A 23,721-nucleotide genomic window follows, 5' to 3' on the forward strand; every position below is an offset into this window, starting at 1 on the left:
GGGACGATCGGCTCGGGTCACTGTTTCTGGAAGCCTTGACGGCTAGGTAAGCTAGCCTTGAATCTATTCGCTGCATCTTGCAGTAATGCGGATACTGCTTTCGCACTTGCTTGGATTCTAACCAAATTAGGCTCATCGACTTCCGGGTAGTATTTGCGGTAAAGCCTCGAAGCTTGCGGTATTGGCAGCACGGTGAATGCTCGCCTCGCACTTGGCGTATCATACCGCTTGCGCATTACTCCCGCTTTCGCGAGACTGATCTCATCGACAAGCGATCCGAGAGATTTTCACCGATGCCAAAACGGAGCCTAATTGCGGGTGTTATCGCACTCGCAGTGACCGGTTGCAGCAACGCAGTTGGGACAGGCCAAAATGAGCCCTCCACAACACCATTATTCACCGAGAATCGGATTTTCGGAACCTGGGACTATAATTTTCTTCTTGATGCGACAACTCGAGGAGTGCGAAATCCGGACGACAAGAATGAACCTAAACCAGATTCCGCTTGCAAAGCTCGCCCATGCATTAACAACTACCCGGCCAACATCTCGGAACTGGTCCCTTTGAGTTTAGTGGCGTCCGACGACAAGTTCTGGATTAACCACAACCGCCCGGTGTCACTTTTTCTTCAACACGTTCGTTTACCGGAAAGTCGAGGCATTACATATAAGGGGTGGCCTCCGCGCCGTGGATTATTTGACTCGCCATGGTATTGTATGCTTTGTGAGGCAACGTTGGATGTCGCGGTCATCATTGACCTCGCCATTGGCGACGAACCACCGACGTCGGTCGTCGCCTTTTATCAGAGAGAAGTGAGATCCGGCGGCCGCCTCAATCTTGAGAATCTTCTCATTTATGCCAGAGACGCGTGGGATTCAGGCAATCCTCCGAGGGTGCGGATCCGCGTCATGGATGTCACGGCTGAGAAAAATCAGGAAGCGCGTCGTGGGCTGGCGACTGTGGAGCGCGTGGGAAACGTGTTATCCAGTGCGGCCGGCAACCCGGTCGCAGGGTCCTTTGCGGAACTTGCCATCAATACGGCACGCATAATAGTAGACAATCAACAAAATCGCCCTATTGTCGACTTTACGGTACAGTTCACGCCAGCATTTAGTTCTAAAGTCCAAGACATAAATTCTGGGCCCGCTCTTCCTCCAGCGAACTCTGCTTGGCTAACACCCCTAATCGAGAACCGAATGGTTGTCATCGGAGCGAATCAAGACTTTTGGGATAAGCAGTCTCCTGGCAAGCCGCTGTTGATCCGATCCGACAATCTCCAAATTGGATCCATGAAAAACAGAAAAATTTTTGAGAATACTACAAAAGACATCGCCAGCCAAGCTGAGCTGAAAACCTTACTCGATGCACCAATGGAACACCCTGGAAACAGCTCAAATGAAAGCAGTATTGTTGCGGAGCCAGACCTTCCGGTCGTAATGCTGAAAGTAGTGGCACAACAGATGGTGGTAGGCAAGTCGGTTAAAGACGCACAGCGCGCGATGTTGGATCGCATCAATACTGCAGCCGCGGAAGGCGCCAGTTCTGTGGAACAGGCAATCCAACAATTGACGAACGGGGGTCCGTTGCTGGCCCGCGTTGAGGCATTCAACAAGAGCCGTGATCGCCAGACTCTGCAAGCTGTCCTGAAGCAAATGAGTACCCTGGACGACGCGCAACAGAAATCGGCGGGACAAGCTTGGGGAGCAGCTGCCGCAGCCGTTCTCAACGCGACTGGCTGCAATATTAGCAGTAAGGCGTCGGCGGCCGAGTTGGCGAGCAAGGTATCACAACTGCCCAACACCATCAAAGTCGATGACAAAACACGATCTCTGTCGTCGTTACCCGAAAATTTCTGCCCGAAGGCAACGAATTGAGGTTCAGCTGCGGTGCGCATCCACGGTGCGCACCGCTCCATCAAGCCGCCAAACCAGCGGCAGCGCCAGGGCACAGAGCCCGGCCATGGCCCAGAACCCTTGCCCGCCCCAGGCCGCATAGAGCGGCCCGGAAGCATAGGTCAGCAGGCCGGAGGCGAGCCCGACGCCCAAGGAGCTGTGCAGCGTCTGCGCCGTCGCCGCCTGGGCGGGCGGCAGGCCGGACAGCACGCGCATCGCCGCCAGGTGCTGCGCCCCGAAGGTCAGGGCATGCAGGAGCTGGACGGCGGCCAGCGCCGGCAGCCAGGCGGTCTCCGCCGTCACGCCCCAGCGGACCAGGCCCGCCGCCGCGGCCAGCCCGGCCAGCCCCGGCGCGCCCAGCCGCTCCACCAGGGGCCTGCCCCAGAGGAAGAGCGCGACCTCCGCCACCACCCCCTCCGCCCAGAGCAGGCCGATGACGCCGGGCGAGAGCCCGGCCGCCTGCCAGTGGATGGTGGCGAAGCCATAATAGAGTGCATGGCTGCCCTGGATGAGGGCCGAGAGCGGCAGGATGCGGCGGAAGGCGGGCGAGGCGAAGGGCGCCCGGAAACCGCCCCGCCCGCCGCCGCCCGCCCGCAGCGGCGGCAGGCCGCGCGCCGCCAGGGCGGTCAGGGCGAAGCCGGCGGCGGCGAGCCAGACGGTGCTCGCCGCCCCCAGCCATTCCACCGCCTGCCCCGCCGCGACGGCGGCCAGGATGAAGGAGAGCGAGCCGGCCGAGCGCACCCGTCCGTAGTCGAAGCCCCGCTCCCGCGCCGCGCCGAGGCAGAGCGCGTCGGAGAGCGGCACGACCGGCGCGCTGACCATGGCGTGCAGCACGGCGACCAGCAGCAGGCCGGCGAGGCCTCCCGCCAGGGCGAAGCCCGTCACTGTGCAGGTAGCGCAGGCCGCGGCCAATACCAGGACGGTGCGGGCATCGCCGAAGCCGTCCGCGCCGCGCCCGACGGCCGGCGCCGCCAGCAGCCGCACGGCGGAGCCGGCGGCGAGCAGCAGGGCGATCTGCTGGGCCGTCAGCCCATGGCCGGCCAGGACCGCGGGCAGGAAGGGCATCAGCACGCCGACGGCGGTGAACTGCGCAGCGAAGAGCAGGGCGAAGCGGCCGGGGACCGGGATGGGCAGGGGCATGGGGCAGCCGGCTCAGGCGCAGGGCGCCGGCGCGCTGGCGCAGAGGTCTCGCAGGATTGGCATCGCCGGCCCCCTACCCGCCGGTCCGCGCGGTTGCAAATCGCGCGCATCCGGCCCATGCATGGCGCCGCATGCCCGACACTCACACCCCCATGTTCGACGCCCGGGTCAAGGCCGTGTTGGGCCCCACCAACACCGGCAAGACGCATCTGGCGATCACCCGCCTGCTCGCCCATAGCAGCGGCATCATCGGCTTTCCGTTGCGCCTGCTGGCGCGCGAGAATTACGACCGCATGGTCGCCGCCAAGGGCGAGAAGCATGTCGCCCTGATCACGGGCGAGGAGAAGATCGTCCCGCCCGACGCCAAGTGGTTCGCCTGCACGGTAGAGGCCATGCCGCTGGACCGCCGGGTCGAGTTCGTGGCGGTGGACGAGATCCAGCTCTGCGCCGACCCCGACCGCGGCCATGTCTTCACCGACCGCCTGCTGAACGCCCGCGGCATGGTCGAGACCATGTTCATGGGCGCCGAGACCATCCGGCCCCTGCTGCAGCGCCTGGTGCCGCAGGCCGAGGTGGAGACGCGCCCGCGCCTCTCCCAGCTCACCCATGCCGGCCCGGCGAAGCTCACCAAGCTGCCGCCGCGCAGCGCCGTCGTCGCCTTCTCGGCGGCCGAGGTCTATGCCATTGCCGAGGCGATCCGCCGTCGCCGCGGCGGCTGCGCCGTGGTGATGGGCCGCCTCTCGCCCCGCACCCGCAACGCCCAGGTCGCGCTCTACCAGAACCGGGAGGTCGACTTCCTGGTGGCGACCGATGCGATCGGCATGGGCCTCAACATGGATGTGGACCATGTGGCCTTCGCCGCCCTGCAGAAGTTCGACGGCCACAAGGCGAGGCCGCTGACGGCGCAGGAGGCCGCGCAGATCGCCGGCCGCGCCGGCCGCGGCATGCGCGACGGCACCTTCGGCACCACGGGCGACTGCCCGTCCCTGCCGGACGAGATCGTCAACAAGATCGAGAACCATAATTTCGAGTCGCTGCAGACGCTCGCCTGGCGGAACGGCGAGCTCGACTTCACCAGCGTCGATGCGCTGCTCGACAGCCTCTCCTCCCCGCCGCCCTTCCCAGGCCTCGCCCGCGGCAACGACGCGGACGACTTCATCACGCTGTCCATGCTGGCGCGGGAGGAGGAGGTGCGCGGCCTGGCGCATGGCCGCAACCGGGTGCGCCTGCTCTGGGAAGCCTGCCAGGTGCCGGACTTCCGCAAGCTCGCGGACGACACCCATGTCCGGCTCTGCGGCCGCATCTTCAAGCACCTGGCCGAGGACGGCACGCTGCCGGACGACTGGGTGGCCGGCCAGATCGCGCAATGCGGCAATACCGAGGGCGACCTCGATACGCTGATGGCGCGGCTCGCCAATATCCGGGTCTGGTCCTATGTCGCCGCCCGCGCCGACTGGACCCGCGACGCCGCGACCTTCCAGGCGGAGGCGCGCAAGGCCGAGGACGCCGTCTCCGACGCACTGCATGAGCGGCTGACGGCGCGCTTCGTCGATCGCCGCGCCGCCCACCTGATCCGCCGCCTCGACGATACCGAGGAGGAGCTGCTCTCCGCGGTGACGCGCCAGGGCGAGGTGGTGGTCGAGGGCCATCCCGTCGGCAAGGTCGCCGGCTTCCTCTTCCACCCGCAGGCCGAGGCCGAGACGGAGGAGGAGCGCAAGCTGGTGCTGCGCGCCGCCCGCCGCGCCCTGCGCGAGGAGATGCCGCGCCGCATCGCCGCCGTGGAGACGGCGAAGGACGAGGCCTTCGCGCTGACGCCCAACCACCGCATCACCTGGACCAGCCCGGGCGCCGAGCCGGCGGAGATCGCCCGGCTCCGCCCCGGCGACCAGCCCGGCAAGCCGCAGGTCGAGGTGCTGGCGAGCGAGTTCCTCGATGGCGCCCAGCGCGAGCGCGTGCGCGCCCGCCTCGCCAAATATGTCGAGGGGCTGGTCGGCAAGGAGCTCGCGATCCTCACGACCATCGAGACCAAGGCGGAGGCGGAGGGGGCGCTGCGCGGCCCGGCCTTCCAGCTCCGCGAGCATCTCGGCCTCGTCCCCGGCAATACCAATGCCGAGATCAGCCAGGACCTGCGGCAGAAGCTGAAGGCGATCGGCGTCCGCGCCGGCCGCTTCGCGCTCTTCGTTCCGGAGGCGCTGAAGCCGCGCGCCATGGCGCTGCGCGCCCAGCTCTGGGCCATGTCGCGCAACATCGACACGCCCGCCCTGCCCGCGCCCGGCCTGGTCGCGCTGCATATCCGCGAGGCGCATGAGGGCGAGGAGACCCCCCCGCCGCCGGTCGGCTGGCCGCCGGGCTTCGCCCAGGTCATGGGCTGGCTGCCGGCAGGCCCGGTCCTGCTGCGCCTCGACGTCGCGGAGCGGATCGCGGCCGAGCTCGGCTTCCTCACGCGCCGCGCCCCGGCGCCGCCGCCGCCCGACCTCGCCAGCCGGCTCGGCGTCAAGGCGGATACGCTCGGCGTGGCGCTGCAGGCGCTCGGCTTCCGCCTGCTCGAGCCGCCGCCGCTGGCGGAGAACGAGTACGGCCCGCCGACGCCGGTGCGCGTCGCCCAGCCGCGGCCGCAGCATCACCATCAGCGCGGCCCCCGCCCGCATGGCCGCCCCGGCCAGGGGGAGCGCCATGGCGGCCCGCGGCCGGAGGGCGCGCCGCGCCGCGAGGGCCCGCGTCAGGACGGCCGCCCGCCGCGCCGGGACGCCCGGCCCGAGGGCCAGGAGACCCGGCCACCGCGCGAGTGGCAGCCGCGGGAGGGCCAGGAAGCCCGCCCGCCGCGCGACAACCGCCCGCCACGCAACGGGCAGGAAGGCCGCCCGCCGCGCGACTGGCAGGACCGCGGCCCGCGCCGCGACCGCGACCAGCGGCCGCCGCGGGAGGCCCGCGAGCACCGGCCCGCGCCCGAGGTGCCGCTGCCGCCGCCGACCAGCGCCGCCATGATCTTCTACGGCCCGCCCATCCCGCCCGAGCTGCGCAAGGGCCCGGGCAAGCTCGAGGTCAGCCGCGGCGGCTTCGGCGGCAAGGGACCGCGCGACCGGGATCGCGACCGCGGCCCCGGCGGCCCGCCGCGTGGCCCGGGCGGTCCCCCGCGCGGCCGGCGCGACGAGGATCGCGGCCCGCGCGGCCCACGGCCGGAGCGCTTCGAGCAGCCGGCCCGCCAGGCCGAGCCGGCCGGGCCGGACCCCGATTCGCCCTTCGCCGTGCTGGCGCGGCTCAAGCTGCAGCAGCAGCAGGGCTGAGGACCGGGGCGCGGCGTGGCGGAGGGCGGCGAGGACCGGGACTGGCAGCGGCTCGACAAATGGCTCTGGTGCGCGCGGGTCGCGAAGACCCGCGGCGCCTGCGCCCGCCTCGTCGAGGGCGGCAGCTTCCGGGTCAACCGCCAGCCCACCGACAAGCCGCATGCGAAGCTGCGCCCGGGCGACGTGCTGACCTTCGCCCTCGGCTCGCCGGAGCGCGGCGTGGTGCGGATCTGGAAGGTGGCGGCGCTCGGCGACCGGCGCGGCCCGGCCAGCGAGGCGCGCTTGCTCTTCGAGGACCTCTCGGCATCGCAGCCGGAAACGCGCGAGTCCTGAGCATGCCGCGCGGGCAGGGCTGACCCGGCGCCTGCGGCCGGCGGATGCCTTGCCTTTGCCGGCGGCGCGGTCCATCTGTCCGGCACGCCGCATCGCCGGGTCGAGGGAATAGCCTGCCGTGACCTATGTCGTTCTCGAGAATTGCATCAAGTGCAAGTACATGGACTGCGTGGAAGTCTGTCCGGTGGACTGCTTCTACGTGGGCGAGAACATGCTGGTCATCCATCCGGACGAGTGCATCGACTGCGGCGTCTGCGAGCCGGAATGCCCTGCCGAGGCGATCGTGCCGGACAGCGACGACCGCGCCGCGGACTGGGCGGAACTGAACCGCACCTATTCGACGCAATGGCCGAACATCACCCGCAAGGGCGAGCCGCCGGCCGATGCCGAGGAATGGAAGAACAAGCCCGGCAAGAAGGACCTGTTCAGCGCGGAACCAGGGACGCCCTGATCAGGGCGACGGTCGGGCCTCCCGGTCCATCCGCCGGCGCCCGCCGGCGGGCCGCAGGCCGGTCCTGGCCTGCGCGATGACGCTGCGCAGCGCCGCGGTCAGCGCGTCCCCCTGCATCGGCTTCTGCAGCCGGGCGGTCGGCCAGCCGAGGCCGCGGAGATCGGCCTGCGGCGCGTCGCTGTCATAGCCCGTCACCACCACCACCGGCAGGTGGGGCTGCCGCCGGCGCAGGCGGCGGATCACCTCATGCCCCAGCAACCGGCCGTTCAGCCGCAGGTTCACCACCGCCACGCTCAGCGTGTCGGGATGCTCGGCGAGCGCAGCCAGCTCGGTGCAGGCGAGCCGGGCCTCGAACCCCTCCGACCGGAGGACGTCCTCCATCTCCAGCGCCAGCAGCGCCTCGTCCTCCACCACCAGCGCCAGCCGCGCGCCGGCCTGCCGTTCTGCCCTGTGCTGCTGCTCCATGGAACCTTCTGGTCGGCCTGTCGCCGTCTGGGAAAACCTGCCCGGACAGGATCCAGCATCATTGGTTACGGAAGCGTCTCACCTTGCCGTCAGGCCGGGCGTGGACCCTTCAACAACAAGCTAAGCCGCGTGCCGCGGCCGGTGGGCGACCAGTCCACCCGGGCCGAGAGCTGCCGCGCCAGGCCGTCGATCAGCCGCATGCCGGTGCCGCCCGCCCGCTGGTCCGGCAGGCCGCGGCCATCATCCCACAGGATGAGCCTCGCCTCCCCGCCGCGTGCCGGCTCGAGCCGCAGCCCGACCGTGCCGTCCGGCCCCTCGAAGGCGTATTTCAGGCTGTTGGTGATGAACTCGTTGACGATGAGGCCGAGCGGCGCGGCCTGCTCCGGCGCCGCGATCATCCGCCGCATCTCGAGCACGAGCCGCACCTGCCGCTCCTCCGCCGCGTGGAAGCGCAGCAGCGTCCCGGCCAGCTCGCCGAGATAGGCGCCGAGATCGACGCGGTCGACATCGCCCGCGAGGTAGAGCTTGTCGTGCAGCAGGCGCAGCGCATCGACCCGCTGGCTGACCACCCGCAGCGCCTCCAGCGTCTCGGGCTGGGTGGCGCGGCGCGACTGGAGCTGCATCAGGCCGACGATGACCTGCAGGTTGTTCTTCACCCGGTGCTGCAACTCGCGGAACAGCCGCTCGACATCGGCGGCGCGGGCGCGCAGCTCGTCGCCGCTGCGCAAGCGGTCCACGGCGGCCGCCAGCATGTTGGCATAGGTCTGCAGGAAGGCGGTCTCGTCGGCGTCGAATTCGCGGGGCTCGCGGCTGTCCACCTCGAGCATGCCCCAGGGCGGCCGGCCGTCGGCGCCGATGACGAGAACATTCACGAAGGACCGCACGCCATGCGCCTCCATGAAGGGAGCGATGCGGTAGCGCGTCTCGGCTTCGGTATCGGCGCAGACCAGCGGGTCCGGATCGGCCAGGGCGCAGGCCTCCAGCGTCCCGGGATCGGCGCGCAGCACGGCATGCCCGACCACCCCCGGCTCCCAGCCGACTCCGGCAACCACCAGCAGCGTGCGGCCGTCCGGCTGCAGCGCCAGCACCTTGGCCAGGCCGGTTTCGAGGCCCTCCGCCACCAGGCGGCAGGCATCGTGCAGGATCTCCTGCAGGTCTTCAGAATGCAGCGCCAGTTCGCCGAAGCGGGCCAGCGCCGTCTGCTGCGCCAGCAACCTGTCCCCGCTGCGCTGGGCTGAATCGGCCATGTGGCTGAAAAGCCGCGCACCGCGTGCGGTTCCGCCAGCATGACGGCGCGATCATGCGACGGCCATGGCGCAGGCGCCGCGGCCGGCTAGGCTCTCCCCGTGACCTCCTTCCTGCTCCGCGCGCTCGCCGGCGCCGCCGCCACGGCCTCCGGCAATGGCCTCGCCCGCTTCGCCTATGTGCCGCTCTTCCCCGCCATGGTCGGCGCCGGCTGGGTCGATGGTGGGGAGGCCGGGACGCTCGGCGCCGCCGCACTGCTCGGCTACCTCATCGGCACGCTGCTCGGGCGGCGGATGGGCCGGGCGCTCGGCGTGCCGGGCACGCTCGATGCCGGCATGGGGCTGATCGTCCTCTCGCTCGCGGCCTGCGCCTGGAACGGCGGCTTCTGGTGGTTCCTGGTCTGGCGGACGATGGCGGGCATCGCCGGCGGCTTCCTGATGGCGCTGGCCGGACCGGCGACCCAGGCCTCGGTGCCGCCGGCGCGGCGCGGCGCGGCGGGCGGCATCGTGATCTCGGGCGTCGGCTCCGGCATCGCGATCGGCGCCGTCGCGGTGCCGGCCCTGCTGGCGGGCGGGCTGGCGGCGACCTGGCTCGGCCTCGCCGGCCTCGTGCTGCTGCTCTGGGCCTTCGCGCATCCGCGCTGGCCGGACATGGCGATGACCGGCGTGGCGGCGGAGGCGCCGCCGCGGGCGCGGCTGCTGCTGCTGCTCTACGGGCTGCACGGGGCGGGGATGGTGCCGCCAATGGTCTATCTCGCCGACCTCGCGGCGCGGGGGCGCGGCCTCGGCGTCGGGATCGGCGCGCTACTCTGGCTGGTCTTCGGCCTCGCCGGCGTCGCCGGCGGGGTGCTGAGCGGACGGGTGGTGGACCGACTCGGCGGCCGGCCAACGCTCCGGCTCTGGCTGCTGATCCAGGTGGTGGCCCTCGCGCTCGCCCTGGTGCCCGGGCCGCTCCTCGTCGTGCCGGCGGCGGCGACGGCGGGCTTCGCCGCGGTCGGCGTGACGACGGTGACCCTCGGCGTCTCGCGCGAGATGGCCGGGCCGCGCGCGACCGGCCTCTGGGTGCAGTGCACGGCGAGCTTCGCCGTGGTGCAGACGGTGGTGGGCTTCGCGCTGGCCGCGCTCTTCGCCGCGAGTGGCGAGAGCCATGCGGCGGTCTTCGGCGCGGGGCTGCTCTTCTCCCTCGCCGCCTTCGGTGCGGCGGTGGCACTGGCGCGACAGCCGCCGGTGCGGCTGGCAGCGGTGCAGTAGCGCGGCCGGGACTATCGGAAATTTCGTGTTGGGGACCGTACGATGCTGCTGAAGGAGCCATCGTATGCCTCGACGCAAACAGCCCGCGATCCCGGATGAACTGGTGGACCAACTGCTGGGCGGATCCGACCCCCGGGCGGCCCTGGCCGACGGTGGTCTGCTGGACGGGCTCAAGAAGGCGCTGGCCGAACGGGTGCTGAACGCCGAGTTGGACCATCACCTCGAGACCGGCGAGCCGGACGGGCGGTCCAATGGGCGGAACGGCTATGGGGCCAAGACGGTGCTGACCGGCACCGGCAAGCTGGAGCTGCAGATCCCCCGCGACCGGCTGGCGACCTTCGATCCGCAGCTCATCGCCAAATACCAGCGCCGCTTCCCCGGCTTCGACGACAAGATCGTGTCGATGTACGCCCGTGGGATGAGCACCCGCGAGATCCAGGGGCATCTGCGCGAGATCTATGGCCTTGAGGTCTCGCCCGACCTGGTCAGCGCCATCACGGATGCCGTCCTGGACGAGGTGACGGAATGGCAGAACCGCCCGCTCGAGGCGCTCTACCCGCTGGTCTTCCTCGACGCGATCCGGGTCAAGGTCCGCGACGAGGGCACGGTCCGCAACAAGGCCGTCTACGTCGCCCTTGGCGTCCGCGCCGACGGCACCAAGGAGGTGCTGGGCTTGTGGATCGAGCAGACCGAAGGCGCCAAGTTCTGGCTCCGGGTGATGAACGAGCTCAAGGACCGCGGCGTGCAGGACATCCTGATCGCCGTCGTCGATGGGCTGAAGGGGTTCCCTGAGGCCATCAGCGCCGTGTTCCCCAAGACCCAGGTTCAGGCCTGTGTCGTCCATCTCATTCGCACGTCGCTGGACTACGTCTCCTACAAGGACCGCAAGCTGGTCGCGGCCGCGCTGAAGGAGATCTACCGTGCTCGCAATGCGGACGCCGGCCAGGCAGCGCTGGACGCCTTCGACGAAGGGCCCTGGGGGCGCAAATACCCCGTCATCGCCCAGACCTGGCGACGGCACTGGGCGGAGGTGATCCCATTCTATGCCTTCCCCTCCGAGGTGCGTCGGATCATCTACACCACGAACGCCATAGAGGCTTTGAACGCCAAGCTGCGACGTGCTGTCAGGGCGCGCGGCCACTTCCCAACCGACGAGGCCGCCCTCAAGCTGCTCTTCCTCGTCTTGAACAGAACCATGAAGGAGTGGAAGATGCCCGCAAGGGAGTGGACCGCTGCCAAGGCGCAGTTCGCCATCCTCTTCGAGGACCGCTTCACCACCGCCTGATCACCGCGGTCCCACACGAAATTCCGGATAGTCCCGCGCGGCCCGGCGCCGCGCCCATGCCGCCCGAAGCCGGTGCCGGCGATCCCGTGCTAGGAACCTCTCCCGGCACAACCCGGACGACTCGCATGCGCGCCCTCCTGCTCGCCACCACCCTCGCCCTGCCCGCTGCGGCCCTGCCCGCCGCCGCGGCGGACCTGCCGGTGCGGAGCGTCACCCTCTCCAATGCCGGGCTGATGCAGGTCGAGCACGCGGGCGCGCTGGCACCGGACGCCGCCATCACGCTCCGCGTGCCGCTCGACTCCGTCGACGACCTGCTGAAGTCGCTGCTGCTGCGCGACCCGGCCGGGCGGGTGGAGGAGGTGCGCCTCGCCGCGCAGGACCTGGAGGCCGAGGCCTTCCATGGCCTGCCGCTGCGCCCCGGCGATTTCGAGAGCCGCGCGAGCCTGATGCGCGCGCTGCGCGGCCAGGCGGTGAAGGCCGGCGGCGCAGAGGGCCGGCTGATGGATGCCGAGGACACCGAGGCCGGGCTGCGGCTGACCTTGCTGACGCCGGGCGGCCTCCGCCTGCTGCTGCTGCGCGAGGGGGAGGAGGTGGCGCTGGCGGATGCGGCGCTCGCCGGCCTGATCGCCCGTGCGGCGGAGGCGATGGCGGCCAGCCGCAGCGCCGATACGCGGGAGGTGACGATCCGCCTCTCCGGCGCGACCGCGGCGCGCGAGGTCGGGCTGACCTATGTCGCGGCGGCGCCGCTCTGGAAGCCCTCCTGGCGGCTGGTGCTGCCCGATGCGGCCGGCCAGGCGCGGCTGCAGGGATGGGCCGTCGTCGAGAACCGCTCCGGCGCGGATTGGGAGGGCGTGCGGCTCTCCCTCGTCTCCGGCAATCCGGCGGCCTTCGCGCAGGCGCTCTATGCGCCGGTCCGGGTGGCGCGGCCGGAGGTGCCGGTGCGGGCGGCGGAGCGGGTGACGGTGGAGGCCGATACCGGCCCGCGCCCGGTGCCGGCGCCGGCCGCGGCCATGCTGGCCACTGCGGCCCGGGCCAAGGAAGCCGGCGCCCCGCCCCCGCCGCTGGCGGCGCTGCCCGAGGCCGCGGCCGACTCCGCCGCCGGCCGCGTCGCCTTCACCCTGCCCAGGCCGGTCAGCATCCGTGGCGGGGAGACGGCGAACCTGCCCTTCCTCGATGCCGCGCTGCCGGCCGAGCCGCTATGGTGGGTGCAGGACCTCTCGGCGCGGCATCCGCTGAACGCGGTGCGGCTGGCGAATGCCACGGACCGTGTGCTGCCGGACGGCCTGGCCGCGGTCTATGCCGCGGGCGGCGCCTGGCTCGGCGACGCGGAACTGCGCGCCATGCCGCCGGGGGAGCAGCGCATCCTGGCCTATGCCAGGGACCGGGAGGTGCAGGTCACCACCGCGAACCAGGACGGCGAGCGGCCGACCGGCATCACGCTGCGCCGCGGGACGGTCGTCATTGCCCTGGCAAGGCGGGCGGAGACGGCGCTGGCGATCGATCCCCGCGGCGCGCGCGGCCGGCTGGCGGTGGACCTGCCGCGGCGGGAGGGCTGGACGCCGCTCTTCCCCGTGGTGGCGCAGGGGGATTTCGGCCTGCGGACCGAGGCGATGCTGGACGGTGCCGCCGCCACGCTGCGCTTCGCCTGGGAGCGCGCGATGGAGCGGGAGGTGCCGCTCTGGGATGCCGGCCTCGGGGATCCGCGGCTGCTGCGCTGGCGCGACATCGACCTGGACGCGCAGCTTCGCCGCCTGCCCGGCGGCCCCGGCACGCTGGAGGCGCTGCGCAGCGTGCTGGAGCGGCTGCCGGCCGAGGCGCCGGGGCGGGCCGCGCTGGCCGAGGTGGTGGAGTCGCTCGGCGAGGCGCGGCGGCTGCTGGACGCGGCCCGCACGGCGATCCGGGCGCATGCCCTGGCCGCGGCGGCGCTGGAGCGGGCCCGCGCCGCGGTGGAGGACCGCAGCGGCGCGGCGAAGGAGGAGGCGCGGCGCCGGCTGACCGAGGCGAGCCTCGCCGCCGAGCGCAGCGGCGCCGCGGCGGATGCGGCCTGGGAGGCCTGGCAGCGCCAGGTGCAGGCGGTGATGTCGCGGGCGGGGTAGAGCAGATCGCCGCGGAGTGGAAACGCTCGGAGGCGTGCCTCCGCTCGGCAACAACAGGCCGGCTACCGCGCGAGGTTGCGCAGCGCCTCGCCCTTCGCCCAGCGGCGGAGGTTGTCGCAGAAGATCGCCGCCACGCGCTCCGGCAATCCGTCCGAGGCGGCGGCGCTGTGCGGCGAGACGATGACCTTCGGCAGGTCCCAGAAGGGGCTCCCGGCCGGCAATGGCTCCTGCGTGAAGACGTCGAGGAAGGCGCCGGCGAGGTGGCCGCTCCGCAGCGCCTCCAGCAAGGCCTCCTCCTCCACCACGCCGCCGCGGGAGACGTTGACCAGGTGCCGCCCGCGCGGCAGGAGGGCGAGGGCGCGGGCATCGATCAGGTTGCGCGTGGTCTCGGTCAGCGGGCAGGCGAGGATGAGCCAGTCCGTCCGCGGCAGCAGGTCCGGCAGGGCGGCGAAGCCGGCGACGGCATCGAAGCCCGGCGGGATGCCGGCCGCGGGATCGCGGCGCAGGCCGGTGGTGCGCAGGCCGAAGGCGCGGCAGAGGCGGCCGATCTCCTGCCCGATCGGGCCGGTCCCGACGACCAGCGCCGCCTGGCCCTCGACCTCGCGGGGCTCCTCCCCGTCATAGAGCGGTTCCCAGGCATGCCGGCGCTGGGCCTCGACGATGCGCGGGAATTGGCGGGCGAGCGCGAGCAGGCCGGTGACCGCGGTCTGCGCCACCGCGGGCGCGCTCGCGCCGGCGCTGTTGGTCAGCAGCAGGCCGCGCGCCAGCATCTCCTGGTACACGACCAGGTCGGTGCCGGCGGAGAAGGTCTGCACCCAGCGCAGCGCGGGCGCCACCTTCAGGAACTCGACGAAGCGGAGAAAGCGCGGGTTCAGCCGGTGGCGCGTGCCGCCGACGAAGAGGTCGCGGGTGACGAAGGCGACCTCCGCGCCGGCGGGATCGGGCAGCGGGCCCTCCGACGCAACGGGGACGAGCGCGGCCTCGGGCAGGGCCTCCTGGATGCGGGCGCCGTGCCGCGCGGCCGCGACATCGGACAGCAGCACCCGCAGGGCCTCGCCCGCCGGCCGGTTCAAGCTTCCGGGCATGCCTCCTCCACCGACAGGCTGGTCAGTCCCGGTAGCTCGGGTCGATCCGGTCGAGCTTGCGCAGCAGCGCCGGCCAGTCGAGCACGCCGAAGGGCCGGCGGACATGCGGCTGGTAGTTCATGTAGGTCTTCTCCACGACCTCCTGCGGCACCGTGATCATCGGGCTGTTGCAGGACATGGCCGCGATCTGCGTCTTGCAGGACAGTTCCAGCCGGTGCAGGGCGTTGAAGGCCTCCGGGATGGTGCGCCCCACCGTCAGCAGGCCGTGGTTGCGCAGGATCATGGCGTTGTTGTCGCCGAGGTCGCGGACGAGGCGTTCCTGCTCGGAAAGGTCCAGCACCACACCCGAGAAATCGTGGTAGCTGACATGGGCGAAGCGCATGCTGGTCTGGGTGTTCGGCAGCAGGCCGCATTCCAGCGTGGAGACCGCCATGCCCGCCCAGGTATGGGTATGCGCGACGCAATGGATGTCGGGCTTGGCGCGGTGGATGGCGGAGTGGATGACGAAGCCCGCGCGGTTCACGCCATACTGGGTCTCGCCCGGGAATTCGGGGGCGAGGATGACATTGCCATCGTAGTCGATCTTCATGAGGGAGGAGGCGGTGATCTCCTCATAGAGCATGCCATAGGCGTTGATGAGGAAGGCGTCCTCCCCCGGCACCCGGACCGAGACGTGGTTCGCGATCAGGTCGCTCATCTGATAGAGGTCGACCAGGCGGTAGCAGGCCGCGAGGTCGACGCGCGCCTGCCATTCCTCCGCGCTGACCTTGTGCCGCATGGAGGGCACGCGCCAGGTGGTTCCGTCGAGCATTCTCAGGTCTCCCTCTCAGAATCCGTAGAGCCGGGCGGGGTTGTCCACGAGCACCGCCTGGAGCGTCGCGGCATACGGGCACCATTCCCCGAGCTTGTCGGCCAGCGCCGCATCCTCCGACATCGGCCGGTCGAAATAGGCGATGTGCGGCCAGTCCGTGCCCCAGACGCACCGCGCGGCATTCGCCGCCAGCAGGGCGCGGGCGAAGGGATCGGCCGCGGACCAGGGCGCCTCGCCATGCGTGATCCGGTCGGCGCCGGAGATCTTGGTCCAGGCCCGGCCGTCGCGCAGCAGGTCACACAGCAGGCGGAAGCCGGGATGGTCCAGCCCGTCCTGCCGCGTGTCGATGCGGCCCATGTGATCCACGACGAGGTCCATGCCGAAGGGTTCTAGCTCGGGCAGTGCCTCGGCGAGGTCGCGGGCATGGATCCAGACCTGCAGGTGCCAGCCGCGCTCCCGGATGCGGGGCCCGAGGGCGCGCAGGCTTTCCATCCCGACGCCGTTGCGGTAGGTCCGCTCGCCCGCGGCGCCGCGCAGCAGGTTCAGCCGCAGCGCCCGCACGCCGGCTTCCGTCATCTCGTCCAGCGTGCGGTCGGTCGTCTCCGGCGGCAGCACCGCGACGCCACGGAAGCGCGCGGGATGCCGGCGCAGCGCATCCAGCATGGCGGCATTGTCGGTGCCCTGGGCGCTCGCGGTCACGATCACGCCGCGCTCGAAGCCGAGCGCCGCGAGATGCGCTAGGAAGGCCTCGACCGGCGCCTCCGCCGGCGTGTAGCTGCGATCCTCGGCCAGCGGGAAGCGGTCATAGGGGCCGAAGACGTGGACATGGCTGTCGCAGGCGCCGGGCGGCACGGTGAAGGAAGGTGGGCGATCAGGCGGCAGGCAGGGGAGGCAGGGCCGCGTCACTCTCAGCGCCCCTTGAAGACGGGCTTGCGCTTCTCGGCGAAGGCCGCCGTCGCTTCCCGGTAGTCCTCCGTGCCGGCGACCACCCCGGTCGCGCTCGCGGCAAAGGTCAGCGCATCGGCGAAGCTGCTGGTCGCGCCCTGGCGCACCATGCGCTTCATCAGCCGGATGGCGACCGTCGGACCATTCGCCAGCCGCTCCGCGACCGACATCGTATGCGCCATGAGCTGGTCGTCGGCGACGACCTTGTTCACCAGGCCGATCCGCTCGGCCTCCTCCGCGCCGACGAAGTCGCCCAGCCACAGCATCTCCAGCGCCTTCGGCGTGCCGACCAGCCGCGGCAGCATCCAGGCGCCGCCATCGCCGGCGACGAAGCCCACCTTGATGTAGCTCTCGGCGAAGCGCGCGGATTGCGCGGCGAAGCGCAGGTCGCCCATCAGCGCCATGTCCATGCCCGCGCCGGTCGCCGCGCCGTTCACCGCGACGATGTAGGGCTTGTCCAGCTCCTGCAGCGTCAGCGGGATGCGGTGGACGTGGTCGATCAGGTACTGCCCGCGCTCCCAGGCGGACTGCCCGGAGGCGGCATTCCGCGCCATGCGCTTCACGTCGCCGCCCGAGCAGAAGATGCGCCCCGCGCCGGTCAGCACCACGGCGCGGATGGCGTCGTCGCGGATGCATTCGCGCAGGGCCTGCTCCCAGGCCGCCAGCATCTCCGTGGTGAAGGCGTTGCCGCTGTCCGGACGGTTCAGGGTGATGGTGGCGATGCCACCCGCGGTCTCGAACAGCAGCTCGCTCACGGCGCTTCCCCCGACATGCTTGGGGAAAGCCTACGCGCGCCGTGCCGCGGCCTCAACCCGCCGGGGCCGGGGCCTGGATGTCAGGGACTGGCCTGGGCCGCCCGCACGGCGCGCCGCAGCTTGGCGATGCCGGTGCGGACATGGCCGGTGCCGCAGAGCCTCTCGCCCTCCGCCGCCAGGCTGCGGGAGGGTTCCTGCCGCGCCGCGGGCAGGGAGGCGAGGCGCGTCACCAGGCTGTTGCAATATTCCGGTGTGTCGGTGGTGACGCGCGCATTCGGCTCCGCCCCGGCGGTGACCACCAGAAGCAGGAGAACCGTAGGGGGCGTCAGCACGGCCAGCATCGTGCGGCGGACACTGGTACGGGGCGGCTCAAGGCGCAGTGGGCGGAACATGACGCTTCAGTCATGCCCCCTGCAGCCGGATCACCACGCGGAGGCCCGGCGGATCCCGGCCCGGCACCGCATCCTCCAGCTCGATCTCGCCGGCATGCAGATGCGCCACCGCCCGGACGAGGGAGAGGCCGAGGCCGGAGCCCGGCGTCGCCCGCGCCCGGTCGGCGCGGAAGAAGCGCTCCCCCGCATGACCGCGGTCCTCCGGCGAGAGGCCCGGGCCGTCATCCGCCACCGCCACCTCGATGCCCCGCGGCGTCGCTGCGGCCGAGAGGTGCACCCGGCCGCCCGGCGGGGTGAACTTGATGGCGTTGTCCAGCAGGTTGGCGACCGCCTGCAGCAGCAGGTCGCGGTCGCCGACCAGGTCGAGGCGCTGCGGCAGGTTGGTGGTCAGCGACTGGCAGCGCGCCTCGGCGGCGGCCTCGTAGATCTCCGCCGCATCCGACAGGACATGCACCAGGTCGAGCGGCGCGAAGGCCGCCCGGCGGGCGCCGGCCTCGGCCTCGGCGATGCGCAGCAGGGCCTGGAAGATGCGGCTGATGGCGTCGAGGTCGGCGATCCCCTGCTCCACCGCGGCGCGCAGCGATTCGCCGCTCGCCGAGGTCTCGAGCGCATCCTCGAGCTTGGCGCGCGCCCGCGCGATCGGCGTGCGCAGGTCATGCGCGATGGCGTCGGAGACGCCGCGCACGCCCTCCATCAATGTGCCGATGCGGTCGAGCATGATGTTCATGGTCTGCGCCAGCCGGTCGAACTCGTCGCCGCGGCCGGAGAGCGGGACGCGGGAGGAGAGGTCGCCGCCGGCGATCGCCGCGGTCGTCACGAAGGCCGGGCGCATGCGGGCCTGCAGCGCGTGGCGGATCAGCCAGGCGCCCACCATGGCGAAGAGCACCACGGCGCCGGAGGCCCAGACCACGCCCTCGGTCAGCAGGCGGCGAAGCTGCGTGCGCTCCGTCTCGTCGCGCCCGACCAGCAGGCGCAGCCCGGGCAGTTCCAGCCGGTGCAGCCGTGCCTCGACCAGGAGGCTGTCATGCAGCACGCGGGTGCGGAACCAGGGGCTCGCCTCGGGCCAGCCGCGCGGCCAGGCATCGAGGTTGCCGGCAACCCGCCGCGTCCCCTCCGCATTCGTCAGCAGGTAGATCGACTCGTTCTCGACATCGGTGGCGAGCCGGTCCTCGATCGCCTCGATCAGCCCGGTCGTCCCGGCCTCCCGCCAGCGTTCGGTCAGCGCGACGGCGTCGGCGCGGATGGCGGCGTCGGTCTGCCGGTCCACCGCGCCGGCGGTCGCCCACCACAGCACCGCCACCAGCGCGACGGCGGCGCAGGCGAACATGGCGGCGAAGAGCACGGCGAAGCGCAAGCCCGCGCTCCGCAGCAGGCGCGGCGGGCCGAGCGCGAGGCTGGGCGGCCCCGGCGGCGCGGCCCGGCGCCGGGCCGCGATCGCGGGCGGCAGGAGGCTCCGGCGGCTCACCGCGGCGGGGCGGGCCTCACGGCTCCGCCCGGATCATGTATCCGGCGTTGCGCACCGTGTGGATCAGCGGCTTGTCGAAGCCCTTGTCGAGCTTCTGCCGCAGGCGGGAGACATGGACGTCGATGACGTTGGTCTGCGGATCGAAATGGTAGTCCCAGACCTTCTCGAGCAGCATGGTGCGCGTCACCACCTGGCCGGCATGGCGCATCAGGTGCTCGAGCAGCCGGAACTCACGTGGCTGGACGTCGATGCGCTTGCCCGCGCGCGTCACCGTGCGCGAGAGCAGGTCGAGCTCGAGATCGGCGACGCGCAGCTTGGTCGCCGGCGCGTCCACCGAGGGGCGGCGGCCCAGCGCCTCGACCCGCGCCAGCAGCTCGGCGAAGGCGAAGGGTTTCGTGAGATAGTCGTCGCCGCCGGCCTTGAGGCCCTTCACCCGCTCGTCCACCGCGCTCAGCGCCGAGAGGAACAGCACCGGCGTGCGGTTGCCCTGGCTGCGCAGCGTCTCGACCAGCCGCACCCCGTCCACGCCGCCCGGCAGCATGCGGTCGAGGACCAGCATGTCGAATTGCTCGGAGGCCGCGAGGAACAGCCCGTCCCGGCCATTGGTCGCGTGCTCCACCGTGTGGCCGGCCTCCTGGAGGCCCTTTCGCACGAAGCGCGCGACCTCCGCATCGTCCTCGACCAGCAGTATCCGCATCGCCTTCCCGTCCTCGCCCGGCCAGGGCCCAGAGCGCCAGGGCCGGTGCCGTCATTCCTGACCCCGAACCGGCTTACCGCAGCTTGCCGGCCGCATTGATTCCACACCACATGCCTTTCGCGGCGCGCAACCTCATACCGGCCAGCATAAATGCTGACCGGTATGGCTTTATGATTGGCGCGCAGCCGCCACACCAACCCTGCGCGCGATACCGGCCTGCAGAAGTCACAACTTCTGCAGGCCGGTATCAGGCGCCGGGGCGCCGGCCGACCTGCACCGGCAGGTCGCGCTCCCGCCCCTCCCTTAGCACGGTCAGGCGCAGGGTCTGGCCCGGCGCCACCGCCGCGACCGTGCGGACCAGGGCGCGGGAGGTCTCGACGCGGTCGCCGTTGATCGCCAGCACGATGTCGCCCTGGCGCAGGCCGGCGCGGCCGGCCGGGCTGTTCCGCTCGACCCCGGCGATCAGGACGCCGCGGCGGCCGGTGCGGCCATCCTCCGGCACCACGTCCTGGACCGAGACGCCGAGCCAGCCGCGCTCCACCCGCCCGTCGCGGCGGAGCTGCTCGATCACCGGCCGGGCAAGGTCGGAGGGGGTTGCGAAGCCGATGCCGGCCGAGGCGCCGGAGGGCGAGTAGATGGCGGTGTTGATGCCGATGACCTCGCCCGCCGCGTTGAACAGCGGCCCGCCGGAATTGCCGGGGTTGATGGCGGCGTCGGTCTGGATGAAGTCGTCGAAGGGGCCGGCGCCGATCTCCCGCCCGCGGGCCGAGATGATGCCGGCCGTCACCGTGCCGCCGAGGCCGAAGGGATTGCCCGCCGCCAGCACCCAGGAGCCGACCCGGGCGGCGGCGGAGGAGCCCCAGGCGACGGCGGTCAGCGGCGCGCGCGGCTCCACCTTCAGCAGGGCGAGATCGGTGAGCTCGTCCGTGCCGACCACCCGCGCCGGCAGTTCCGAGCCATCCTGCAGGGAGACGACGACGCGGCTCGCGCTCCCGACGACATGGTTGTTGGTGACGATGTAGCCGGAGGGGTCGATGACGAAGCCGCTGCCGGCGCCCACCACCTCCTGCCGGCGATTGCGCAGCCGGTCGCGGAAATAGCGCTCGAAGGGGGTGCCGCGCAGCTCGGGCGGGATCTCCACCGCGCGCTGCTCCGACGTGACGGCGATGTTGACCACGGCGGGCTGCACCCGCTCCGCAAGGTCGGCAAAGTCGGGCAGCAGGCCGCGCTGGGCGAGCGCCGGGCCTGGCGTGCAGGCGGCGAACGGGAGCAGCAGGGCCAAGGCCGTGGCGGCCAGGCCGAGCCGGCGGCGCGGCAACGGGGCGGGGGTCAGGGCAGCGGTCCTCGGGACGGGGGGCCGCGCCTCCGGGCACGGCGGAACTGTTGGGGACAGTTTGGGTTGCACAGCCTGTTCCTTCAACCCGGCCGCCGGAGCAATGCACGCCTGAGTGGGTTCCGGCAGGCGCCGCAATTTGCCTAACTGATCAACCCCTTAGCAGCTCGTCGGATGTGCGGCGTGGATGCAGTATAATTGCGCTGCGTGCACCTCTTCTGCGCAAATCCGCGAAAATCGCCTGCCACATGAATATTCGGCCGCCCTGGACGGAACGAGCGGCCAAATCCGACAGGCTGCTAGGCTCCGGCGAGGTCCGGCCGGCGATCCGCCCAGGGCTCGGCCGTCTCCCACTCCGCCGCGAGGGCGCAGAGCACGCCGTCCGCGCCGGCGGGGCCGACGAGCTGGAAGCCGATCGGCAGGCCCGATGCAGCGGGCCGGCAGGGCAGCGCGATGCCCGGCAGACCGCCGAGATTGGCGAAATTGGTGAAGACGGCATGGCCGCGCGGGCCGACCGGCTGGCCGGCGATGGTCTCGGGCGCGACCTGGTCGGCGGGCCAGGGCAGCGCCGCAGCGGCGGGCGTCAGGATCAGGTCCCAGGCGCCGAAGAAGGCGGCCATGCGCCGGCGGAACCCGGCGATGCCGTCGATGGCGGCGAAGAGCGCCTGCGGCGACAGCGCCCGGCCAGCCGCCGCCATCTCCCGCAGCGCGGGCGCCGTTGGCTCGCCGCCCTTCTCCGCCAGCAGCCAGGCGAGGCCGGCCTGGCTCACCGGCGCGAACATCGCCGCGAGTTCCTCGGTGGTGAAGGGCGCCTCCCCCTCCTCCACCGCATGGCCGAGCGCGCCGAGGCGGGCGGCGGCCTCGGCCACGCTGCCGGCGACCTCCGGATCCACCGGGTTGTCGCCGAAGCGGGGGACATAAAGGACCCGCTGCCGCGGCGCGGCGGCCGGCAGGGCGAAGGGCGGCAGGGCGCGGCTGGCCAAGTCGCGCGCATCGGCCGGCGCCAGGATGGCCAGCAGCGCCGCGAGGTCGCCGGTGGTCCGCGCGATCGGCCCGATCTGCTCGAGGTCGAGCAGGATGGCCGGCAGCCCGTCGCAGCGCGGCACCCGGCCGATGGAGGGCTTGAGGCCGACGAGGCCGGCATGGCAGGCGGGCCGCCGGATGGAGCCGCCGCCATCGGTGCCCAGCGCCAGCGGGCCGAGCCCCGCGGCGACGGCCGCGACCGCCCCGCCAGAGGAGCCGCCCGGCGTCAGCGCGAGGTCCCAGGGATTGCGGGTGACGCCATGCACCGCGTTGTCCGTGTAACCCTGCAGGGTGAATTCCGGGACGTTGGTCTTGCCGAGGATGACGAGCCCCGCGGCGCGGGCGCGGGCGACCGGCAGCTCGTCCCGCTCCGGCACGAAGCCACGGAACAGCGGGCTGCCCCAGGCGCAGGGCAGGCCGGCGACCGTGATGTTGTCCTTCACCGTCAGCGGCACGCCATCGAGCGGCGAGGCCGGCGTGCCCGCCCGCCAGCGCGCCTCGCTCGCCCGGGCGGCGGCACGGGCACCGGCCTCGTCGAGGGCGATGATGGCGTTCAGGCGCGGGTTCAGCGCGGCGATGCGGGCGAGCACCGCCTCCAGCGCCTCGACCGGCGAGAGGGCGCGGCGGGCATAGAGGCCGGCGAGGGTCCGGGCGGGGAGCAGCGCGGGGTCGGTCATCGGGTGCCTCCGTCCCCTCCCCGCCGGGCGGGAGAGGGATGGGTTGGGGGTGAGCCGCGGCGCATGCCCGGCGGAGCGGGGTGTCAGAAGACGCCGCGCAGCCGGGCCATGCCGGCCGCCGCCTCGGCGGCCATGCGGTGCACGACCTCACCGGCCCCGGGGATGTCCTCGAACAGGCCGACGCATTGCCCGGCCCAGACATAGCTGCCCGCGAGGTCGCCCGCATCCGTGCCGCGGGCATTCATGGCGCCGCCGATCATGGCGACGAGGTCGGCCTGCGGCGCGCCGGCGGCCTCCGCGGCCAGGATCGCCTCGGCATGCGGGCTGCGCAGCACGCGGCCGGGCATGCCGAGGCTGCGCTTGATGATCATGGTGTCGCCCGGCGCGGCGGCGGCCAGCGCCTGCTTGTAGGCGGCATGCGCCCGCGCCTCGACCGTGGCGACGAAGCGGGTGCCCATCTCGACGCCCTCCGCCCCGAGCGCGAGCGCGGCCAGCAGCCCGGCGCCGGTGGCGATGCCGCCGGAGGCGAGGACCGGGATGCTCACCGCCGCGACCACGCGCGGGACCATGACCAGCGTCGTCTCGTCGGAGCGGCCGATATGGCCGCCGCCCTCATAGCCCACGGTCGCCACCATGTCGGCGCCGGCGGCCTCGGCCTTCCTCGCCAGTTCCGGCCCGGCGGTCAGCACCAGGGTCTTCGCCCCGGCCTCCTGGCAGCGGCGGATATAGGGGGCGGGGTTGCCGGCGGTGAGCGCGATGATGCCGACGCCCTCTTCCAGCGCCGCTTCCAGCCCCGGGCGGATGTCCTGCCGGCCGATCGGGAAGTTCACCGCGAAGGGACGGTCGGTCAGGGCGCGGCAGCGGCGGATCTCGGCCCGCAGCCCGTCGGCCCCGTCGAGGCCGGCACTGGCGATCTGGCCGAGGCCGCCGGCATTGGAGACGGCGGCGGCGAGGTCGGCGGTGGCGACGCGGGCGAGGCCGCCCTGGACGATCGGGTAGCGGATGCCGAGCAGGCGGGTGACGCGGGTCTCGATGGCAGGCGGGGTCTCGGGCATGACGTCTCGCTCGGTGGATTGCCGGCGAGTGTAGCGCGGGCG

Annotated in this window: 20 protein-coding genes; 7 read left to right on the top strand and 13 right to left on the bottom strand. The window is 71.9% G+C overall.

Annotation, left to right across the window (positions count from 1 at the left end; all coding sequences use genetic code 11):
* Window positions 1-734 precede the first annotated feature (734 nt).
* Window positions 735-1,874, top strand: a complete 1,140-nt coding sequence (locus Q7A36_RS18195) for a hypothetical protein (protein WP_305105155.1) — start codon at window positions 735-737, stop codon at window positions 1,872-1,874.
* 3 nt (window positions 1,875-1,877) lie between these two features.
* Here the strand turns inward: Q7A36_RS18195 and Q7A36_RS18200 are convergent, their stop codons facing one another.
* Window positions 1,878-3,032: an MFS transporter gene (locus tag Q7A36_RS18200; protein WP_305105156.1), complete on the bottom strand. Its 1,155-nt coding sequence runs from the start codon at window positions 3,030-3,032 to the stop codon at window positions 1,878-1,880.
* Window positions 3,033-3,163: 131 nt separating this feature from the next.
* Between Q7A36_RS18200 and Q7A36_RS18205 the strand changes: the two genes are divergently transcribed.
* The 3 genes from Q7A36_RS18205 to fdxA all read left to right on the top strand — a co-directional run bounded on the left by Q7A36_RS18205 (window position 3,164) and on the right by fdxA (window position 7,100).
* A complete protein-coding gene (locus Q7A36_RS18205) occupies window positions 3,164-6,316 on the top strand; it encodes a helicase-related protein (RefSeq protein ID WP_305105157.1) in 3,153 nt (1,050 codons plus the stop codon).
* Window positions 6,317-6,331: 15 nt separating this feature from the next.
* Complete coding sequence (locus tag Q7A36_RS18210; protein WP_305105158.1) at window positions 6,332-6,649, top strand: RNA-binding S4 domain-containing protein; 318 nt, start codon at window positions 6,332-6,334, stop codon at window positions 6,647-6,649.
* A gap of 118 nt (window positions 6,650-6,767) precedes the next feature.
* Complete coding sequence (gene fdxA, locus Q7A36_RS18215; RefSeq protein WP_305105159.1) at window positions 6,768-7,100, top strand: ferredoxin FdxA; 333 nt, start codon at window positions 6,768-6,770, stop codon at window positions 7,098-7,100.
* Here fdxA and Q7A36_RS18220 read toward each other — a convergent pair whose 3' ends face one another.
* Together Q7A36_RS18220 and Q7A36_RS18225 are read right to left on the bottom strand one after the other, a co-directional pair.
* Complete coding sequence (locus Q7A36_RS18220) at window positions 7,101-7,565, bottom strand: response regulator (RefSeq protein WP_305105160.1); 465 nt, start codon at window positions 7,563-7,565, stop codon at window positions 7,101-7,103. It lies immediately after the preceding gene.
* Window positions 7,566-7,654: 89 nt separating this feature from the next.
* Window positions 7,655-8,812, bottom strand: a complete 1,158-nt coding sequence (locus tag Q7A36_RS18225; protein ID WP_305105161.1) for a sensor histidine kinase — start codon at window positions 8,810-8,812, stop codon at window positions 7,655-7,657.
* 99 nt (window positions 8,813-8,911) lie between these two features.
* Here Q7A36_RS18225 and Q7A36_RS18230 point away from each other — a divergent pair, with 99 nt between their 5' ends.
* The 3 genes from Q7A36_RS18230 to Q7A36_RS18240 all read left to right on the top strand — a co-directional run bounded on the left by Q7A36_RS18230 (window position 8,912) and on the right by Q7A36_RS18240 (window position 13,441).
* Entirely contained in the window at window positions 8,912-10,060 is a 1,149-nt protein-coding gene (locus Q7A36_RS18230) for a YbfB/YjiJ family MFS transporter (protein WP_305105162.1), read from the top strand.
* 64 nt (window positions 10,061-10,124) lie between these two features.
* A complete protein-coding gene (locus Q7A36_RS18235) occupies window positions 10,125-11,345 on the top strand; it encodes an IS256 family transposase (RefSeq protein ID WP_305105163.1) in 1,221 nt (406 codons plus the stop codon).
* Between the two features lie 125 nt (window positions 11,346-11,470).
* Window positions 11,471-13,441 carry a DUF4139 domain-containing protein gene (locus Q7A36_RS18240; protein WP_305105164.1) on the top strand — a complete coding sequence of 657 codons (1,971 nt, stop codon included), beginning with the start codon at window positions 11,471-11,473 and terminating at the stop codon, window positions 13,439-13,441.
* Window positions 13,442-13,503: 62 nt separating this feature from the next.
* Here Q7A36_RS18240 and Q7A36_RS18245 read toward each other — a convergent pair whose 3' ends face one another.
* The 10 genes from Q7A36_RS18245 to Q7A36_RS18290 form a co-directional block, all read right to left on the bottom strand.
* Window positions 13,504-14,526: a D-2-hydroxyacid dehydrogenase gene (locus Q7A36_RS18245; RefSeq protein WP_305105165.1), complete on the bottom strand. Its 1,023-nt coding sequence runs from the start codon at window positions 14,524-14,526 to the stop codon at window positions 13,504-13,506.
* A gap of 22 nt (window positions 14,527-14,548) precedes the next feature.
* The gene (locus Q7A36_RS18250; protein WP_305105166.1) at window positions 14,549-15,337 is read right to left on the bottom strand and encodes a class II aldolase/adducin family protein; all 789 of its coding nucleotides are present in this window, start codon (window positions 15,335-15,337) and stop codon (window positions 14,549-14,551) included.
* Between the two features lie 15 nt (window positions 15,338-15,352).
* Window positions 15,353-16,243: an amidohydrolase family protein gene (locus Q7A36_RS18255; protein WP_305105167.1), complete on the bottom strand. Its 891-nt coding sequence runs from the start codon at window positions 16,241-16,243 to the stop codon at window positions 15,353-15,355.
* A 2-nt stretch (window positions 16,244-16,245) separates the two neighbouring features.
* Window positions 16,246-17,037 carry an enoyl-CoA hydratase/isomerase family protein gene (locus Q7A36_RS18260; RefSeq protein WP_305105168.1) on the bottom strand — a complete coding sequence of 264 codons (792 nt, stop codon included), beginning with the start codon at window positions 17,035-17,037 and terminating at the stop codon, window positions 16,246-16,248.
* Window positions 17,038-17,117: 80 nt separating this feature from the next.
* Window positions 17,118-17,429, bottom strand: a complete 312-nt coding sequence (locus Q7A36_RS18265; protein WP_305105169.1) for a hypothetical protein — start codon at window positions 17,427-17,429, stop codon at window positions 17,118-17,120.
* 10 nt (window positions 17,430-17,439) lie between these two features.
* Window positions 17,440-18,894 carry a sensor histidine kinase gene (locus Q7A36_RS18270; RefSeq protein WP_305105170.1) on the bottom strand — a complete coding sequence of 485 codons (1,455 nt, stop codon included), beginning with the start codon at window positions 18,892-18,894 and terminating at the stop codon, window positions 17,440-17,442.
* A gap of 16 nt (window positions 18,895-18,910) precedes the next feature.
* Complete coding sequence (locus Q7A36_RS18275) at window positions 18,911-19,591, bottom strand: winged helix-turn-helix domain-containing protein (protein ID WP_305105171.1); 681 nt, start codon at window positions 19,589-19,591, stop codon at window positions 18,911-18,913.
* 247 nt (window positions 19,592-19,838) lie between these two features.
* The gene (locus Q7A36_RS18280; RefSeq protein ID WP_305105172.1) at window positions 19,839-20,873 is read right to left on the bottom strand and encodes a trypsin-like peptidase domain-containing protein; all 1,035 of its coding nucleotides are present in this window, start codon (window positions 20,871-20,873) and stop codon (window positions 19,839-19,841) included.
* Between the two features lie 350 nt (window positions 20,874-21,223).
* Entirely contained in the window at window positions 21,224-22,624 is a 1,401-nt protein-coding gene (locus Q7A36_RS18285) for an amidase (RefSeq protein WP_305105173.1), read from the bottom strand.
* Window positions 22,625-22,707: 83 nt separating this feature from the next.
* The gene (locus tag Q7A36_RS18290) at window positions 22,708-23,679 is read right to left on the bottom strand and encodes an NAD(P)H-dependent flavin oxidoreductase (protein ID WP_305105174.1); all 972 of its coding nucleotides are present in this window, start codon (window positions 23,677-23,679) and stop codon (window positions 22,708-22,710) included.
* Between the last annotated feature and the right edge of the window lie 42 nt (window positions 23,680-23,721).

Source organism: Paracraurococcus lichenis, assembly GCF_030657435.1.
GTDB lineage: Bacteria > Pseudomonadota > Alphaproteobacteria > Acetobacterales > Acetobacteraceae > Paracraurococcus > Paracraurococcus lichenis.

What these genes read in the sequence shown, in the direction of transcription:
- Q7A36_RS18200 (WP_305105156.1), bottom strand. Translation starts at nt 3,032, where the DNA reads ATGCCCCTGCCCATCCCGGTCCCCGGCCGCTTCGCCCTGCTCTTCGCT.
- Q7A36_RS18205 (WP_305105157.1), top strand. Translation starts at nt 3,164, where the DNA reads ATGCCCGACACTCACACCCCCATGTTCGACGCCCGGGTCAAGGCCGTG.
- Q7A36_RS18220 (WP_305105160.1), bottom strand. Translation starts at nt 7,565, where the DNA reads ATGGAGCAGCAGCACAGGGCAGAACGGCAGGCCGGCGCGCGGCTGGCG.
- Q7A36_RS18225 (WP_305105161.1), bottom strand. Translation starts at nt 8,812, where the DNA reads ATGGCCGATTCAGCCCAGCGCAGCGGGGACAGGTTGCTGGCGCAGCAG.
- Q7A36_RS18235 (WP_305105163.1), top strand. Translation starts at nt 10,125, where the DNA reads ATGCCTCGACGCAAACAGCCCGCGATCCCGGATGAACTGGTGGACCAA.
- Q7A36_RS18240 (WP_305105164.1), top strand. Translation starts at nt 11,471, where the DNA reads ATGCGCGCCCTCCTGCTCGCCACCACCCTCGCCCTGCCCGCTGCGGCC.
- Q7A36_RS18245 (WP_305105165.1), bottom strand. Translation starts at nt 14,526, where the DNA reads ATGCCCGGAAGCTTGAACCGGCCGGCGGGCGAGGCCCTGCGGGTGCTG.
- Q7A36_RS18250 (WP_305105166.1), bottom strand. Translation starts at nt 15,337, where the DNA reads ATGCTCGACGGAACCACCTGGCGCGTGCCCTCCATGCGGCACAAGGTC.
- Q7A36_RS18265 (WP_305105169.1), bottom strand. Translation starts at nt 17,429, where the DNA reads ATGTTCCGCCCACTGCGCCTTGAGCCGCCCCGTACCAGTGTCCGCCGC.
- Q7A36_RS18275 (WP_305105171.1), bottom strand. Translation starts at nt 19,591, where the DNA reads ATGCGGATACTGCTGGTCGAGGACGATGCGGAGGTCGCGCGCTTCGTG.
- Q7A36_RS18285 (WP_305105173.1), bottom strand. Translation starts at nt 22,624, where the DNA reads ATGACCGACCCCGCGCTGCTCCCCGCCCGGACCCTCGCCGGCCTCTAT.
- Q7A36_RS18290 (WP_305105174.1), bottom strand. Translation starts at nt 23,679, where the DNA reads ATGCCCGAGACCCCGCCTGCCATCGAGACCCGCGTCACCCGCCTGCTC.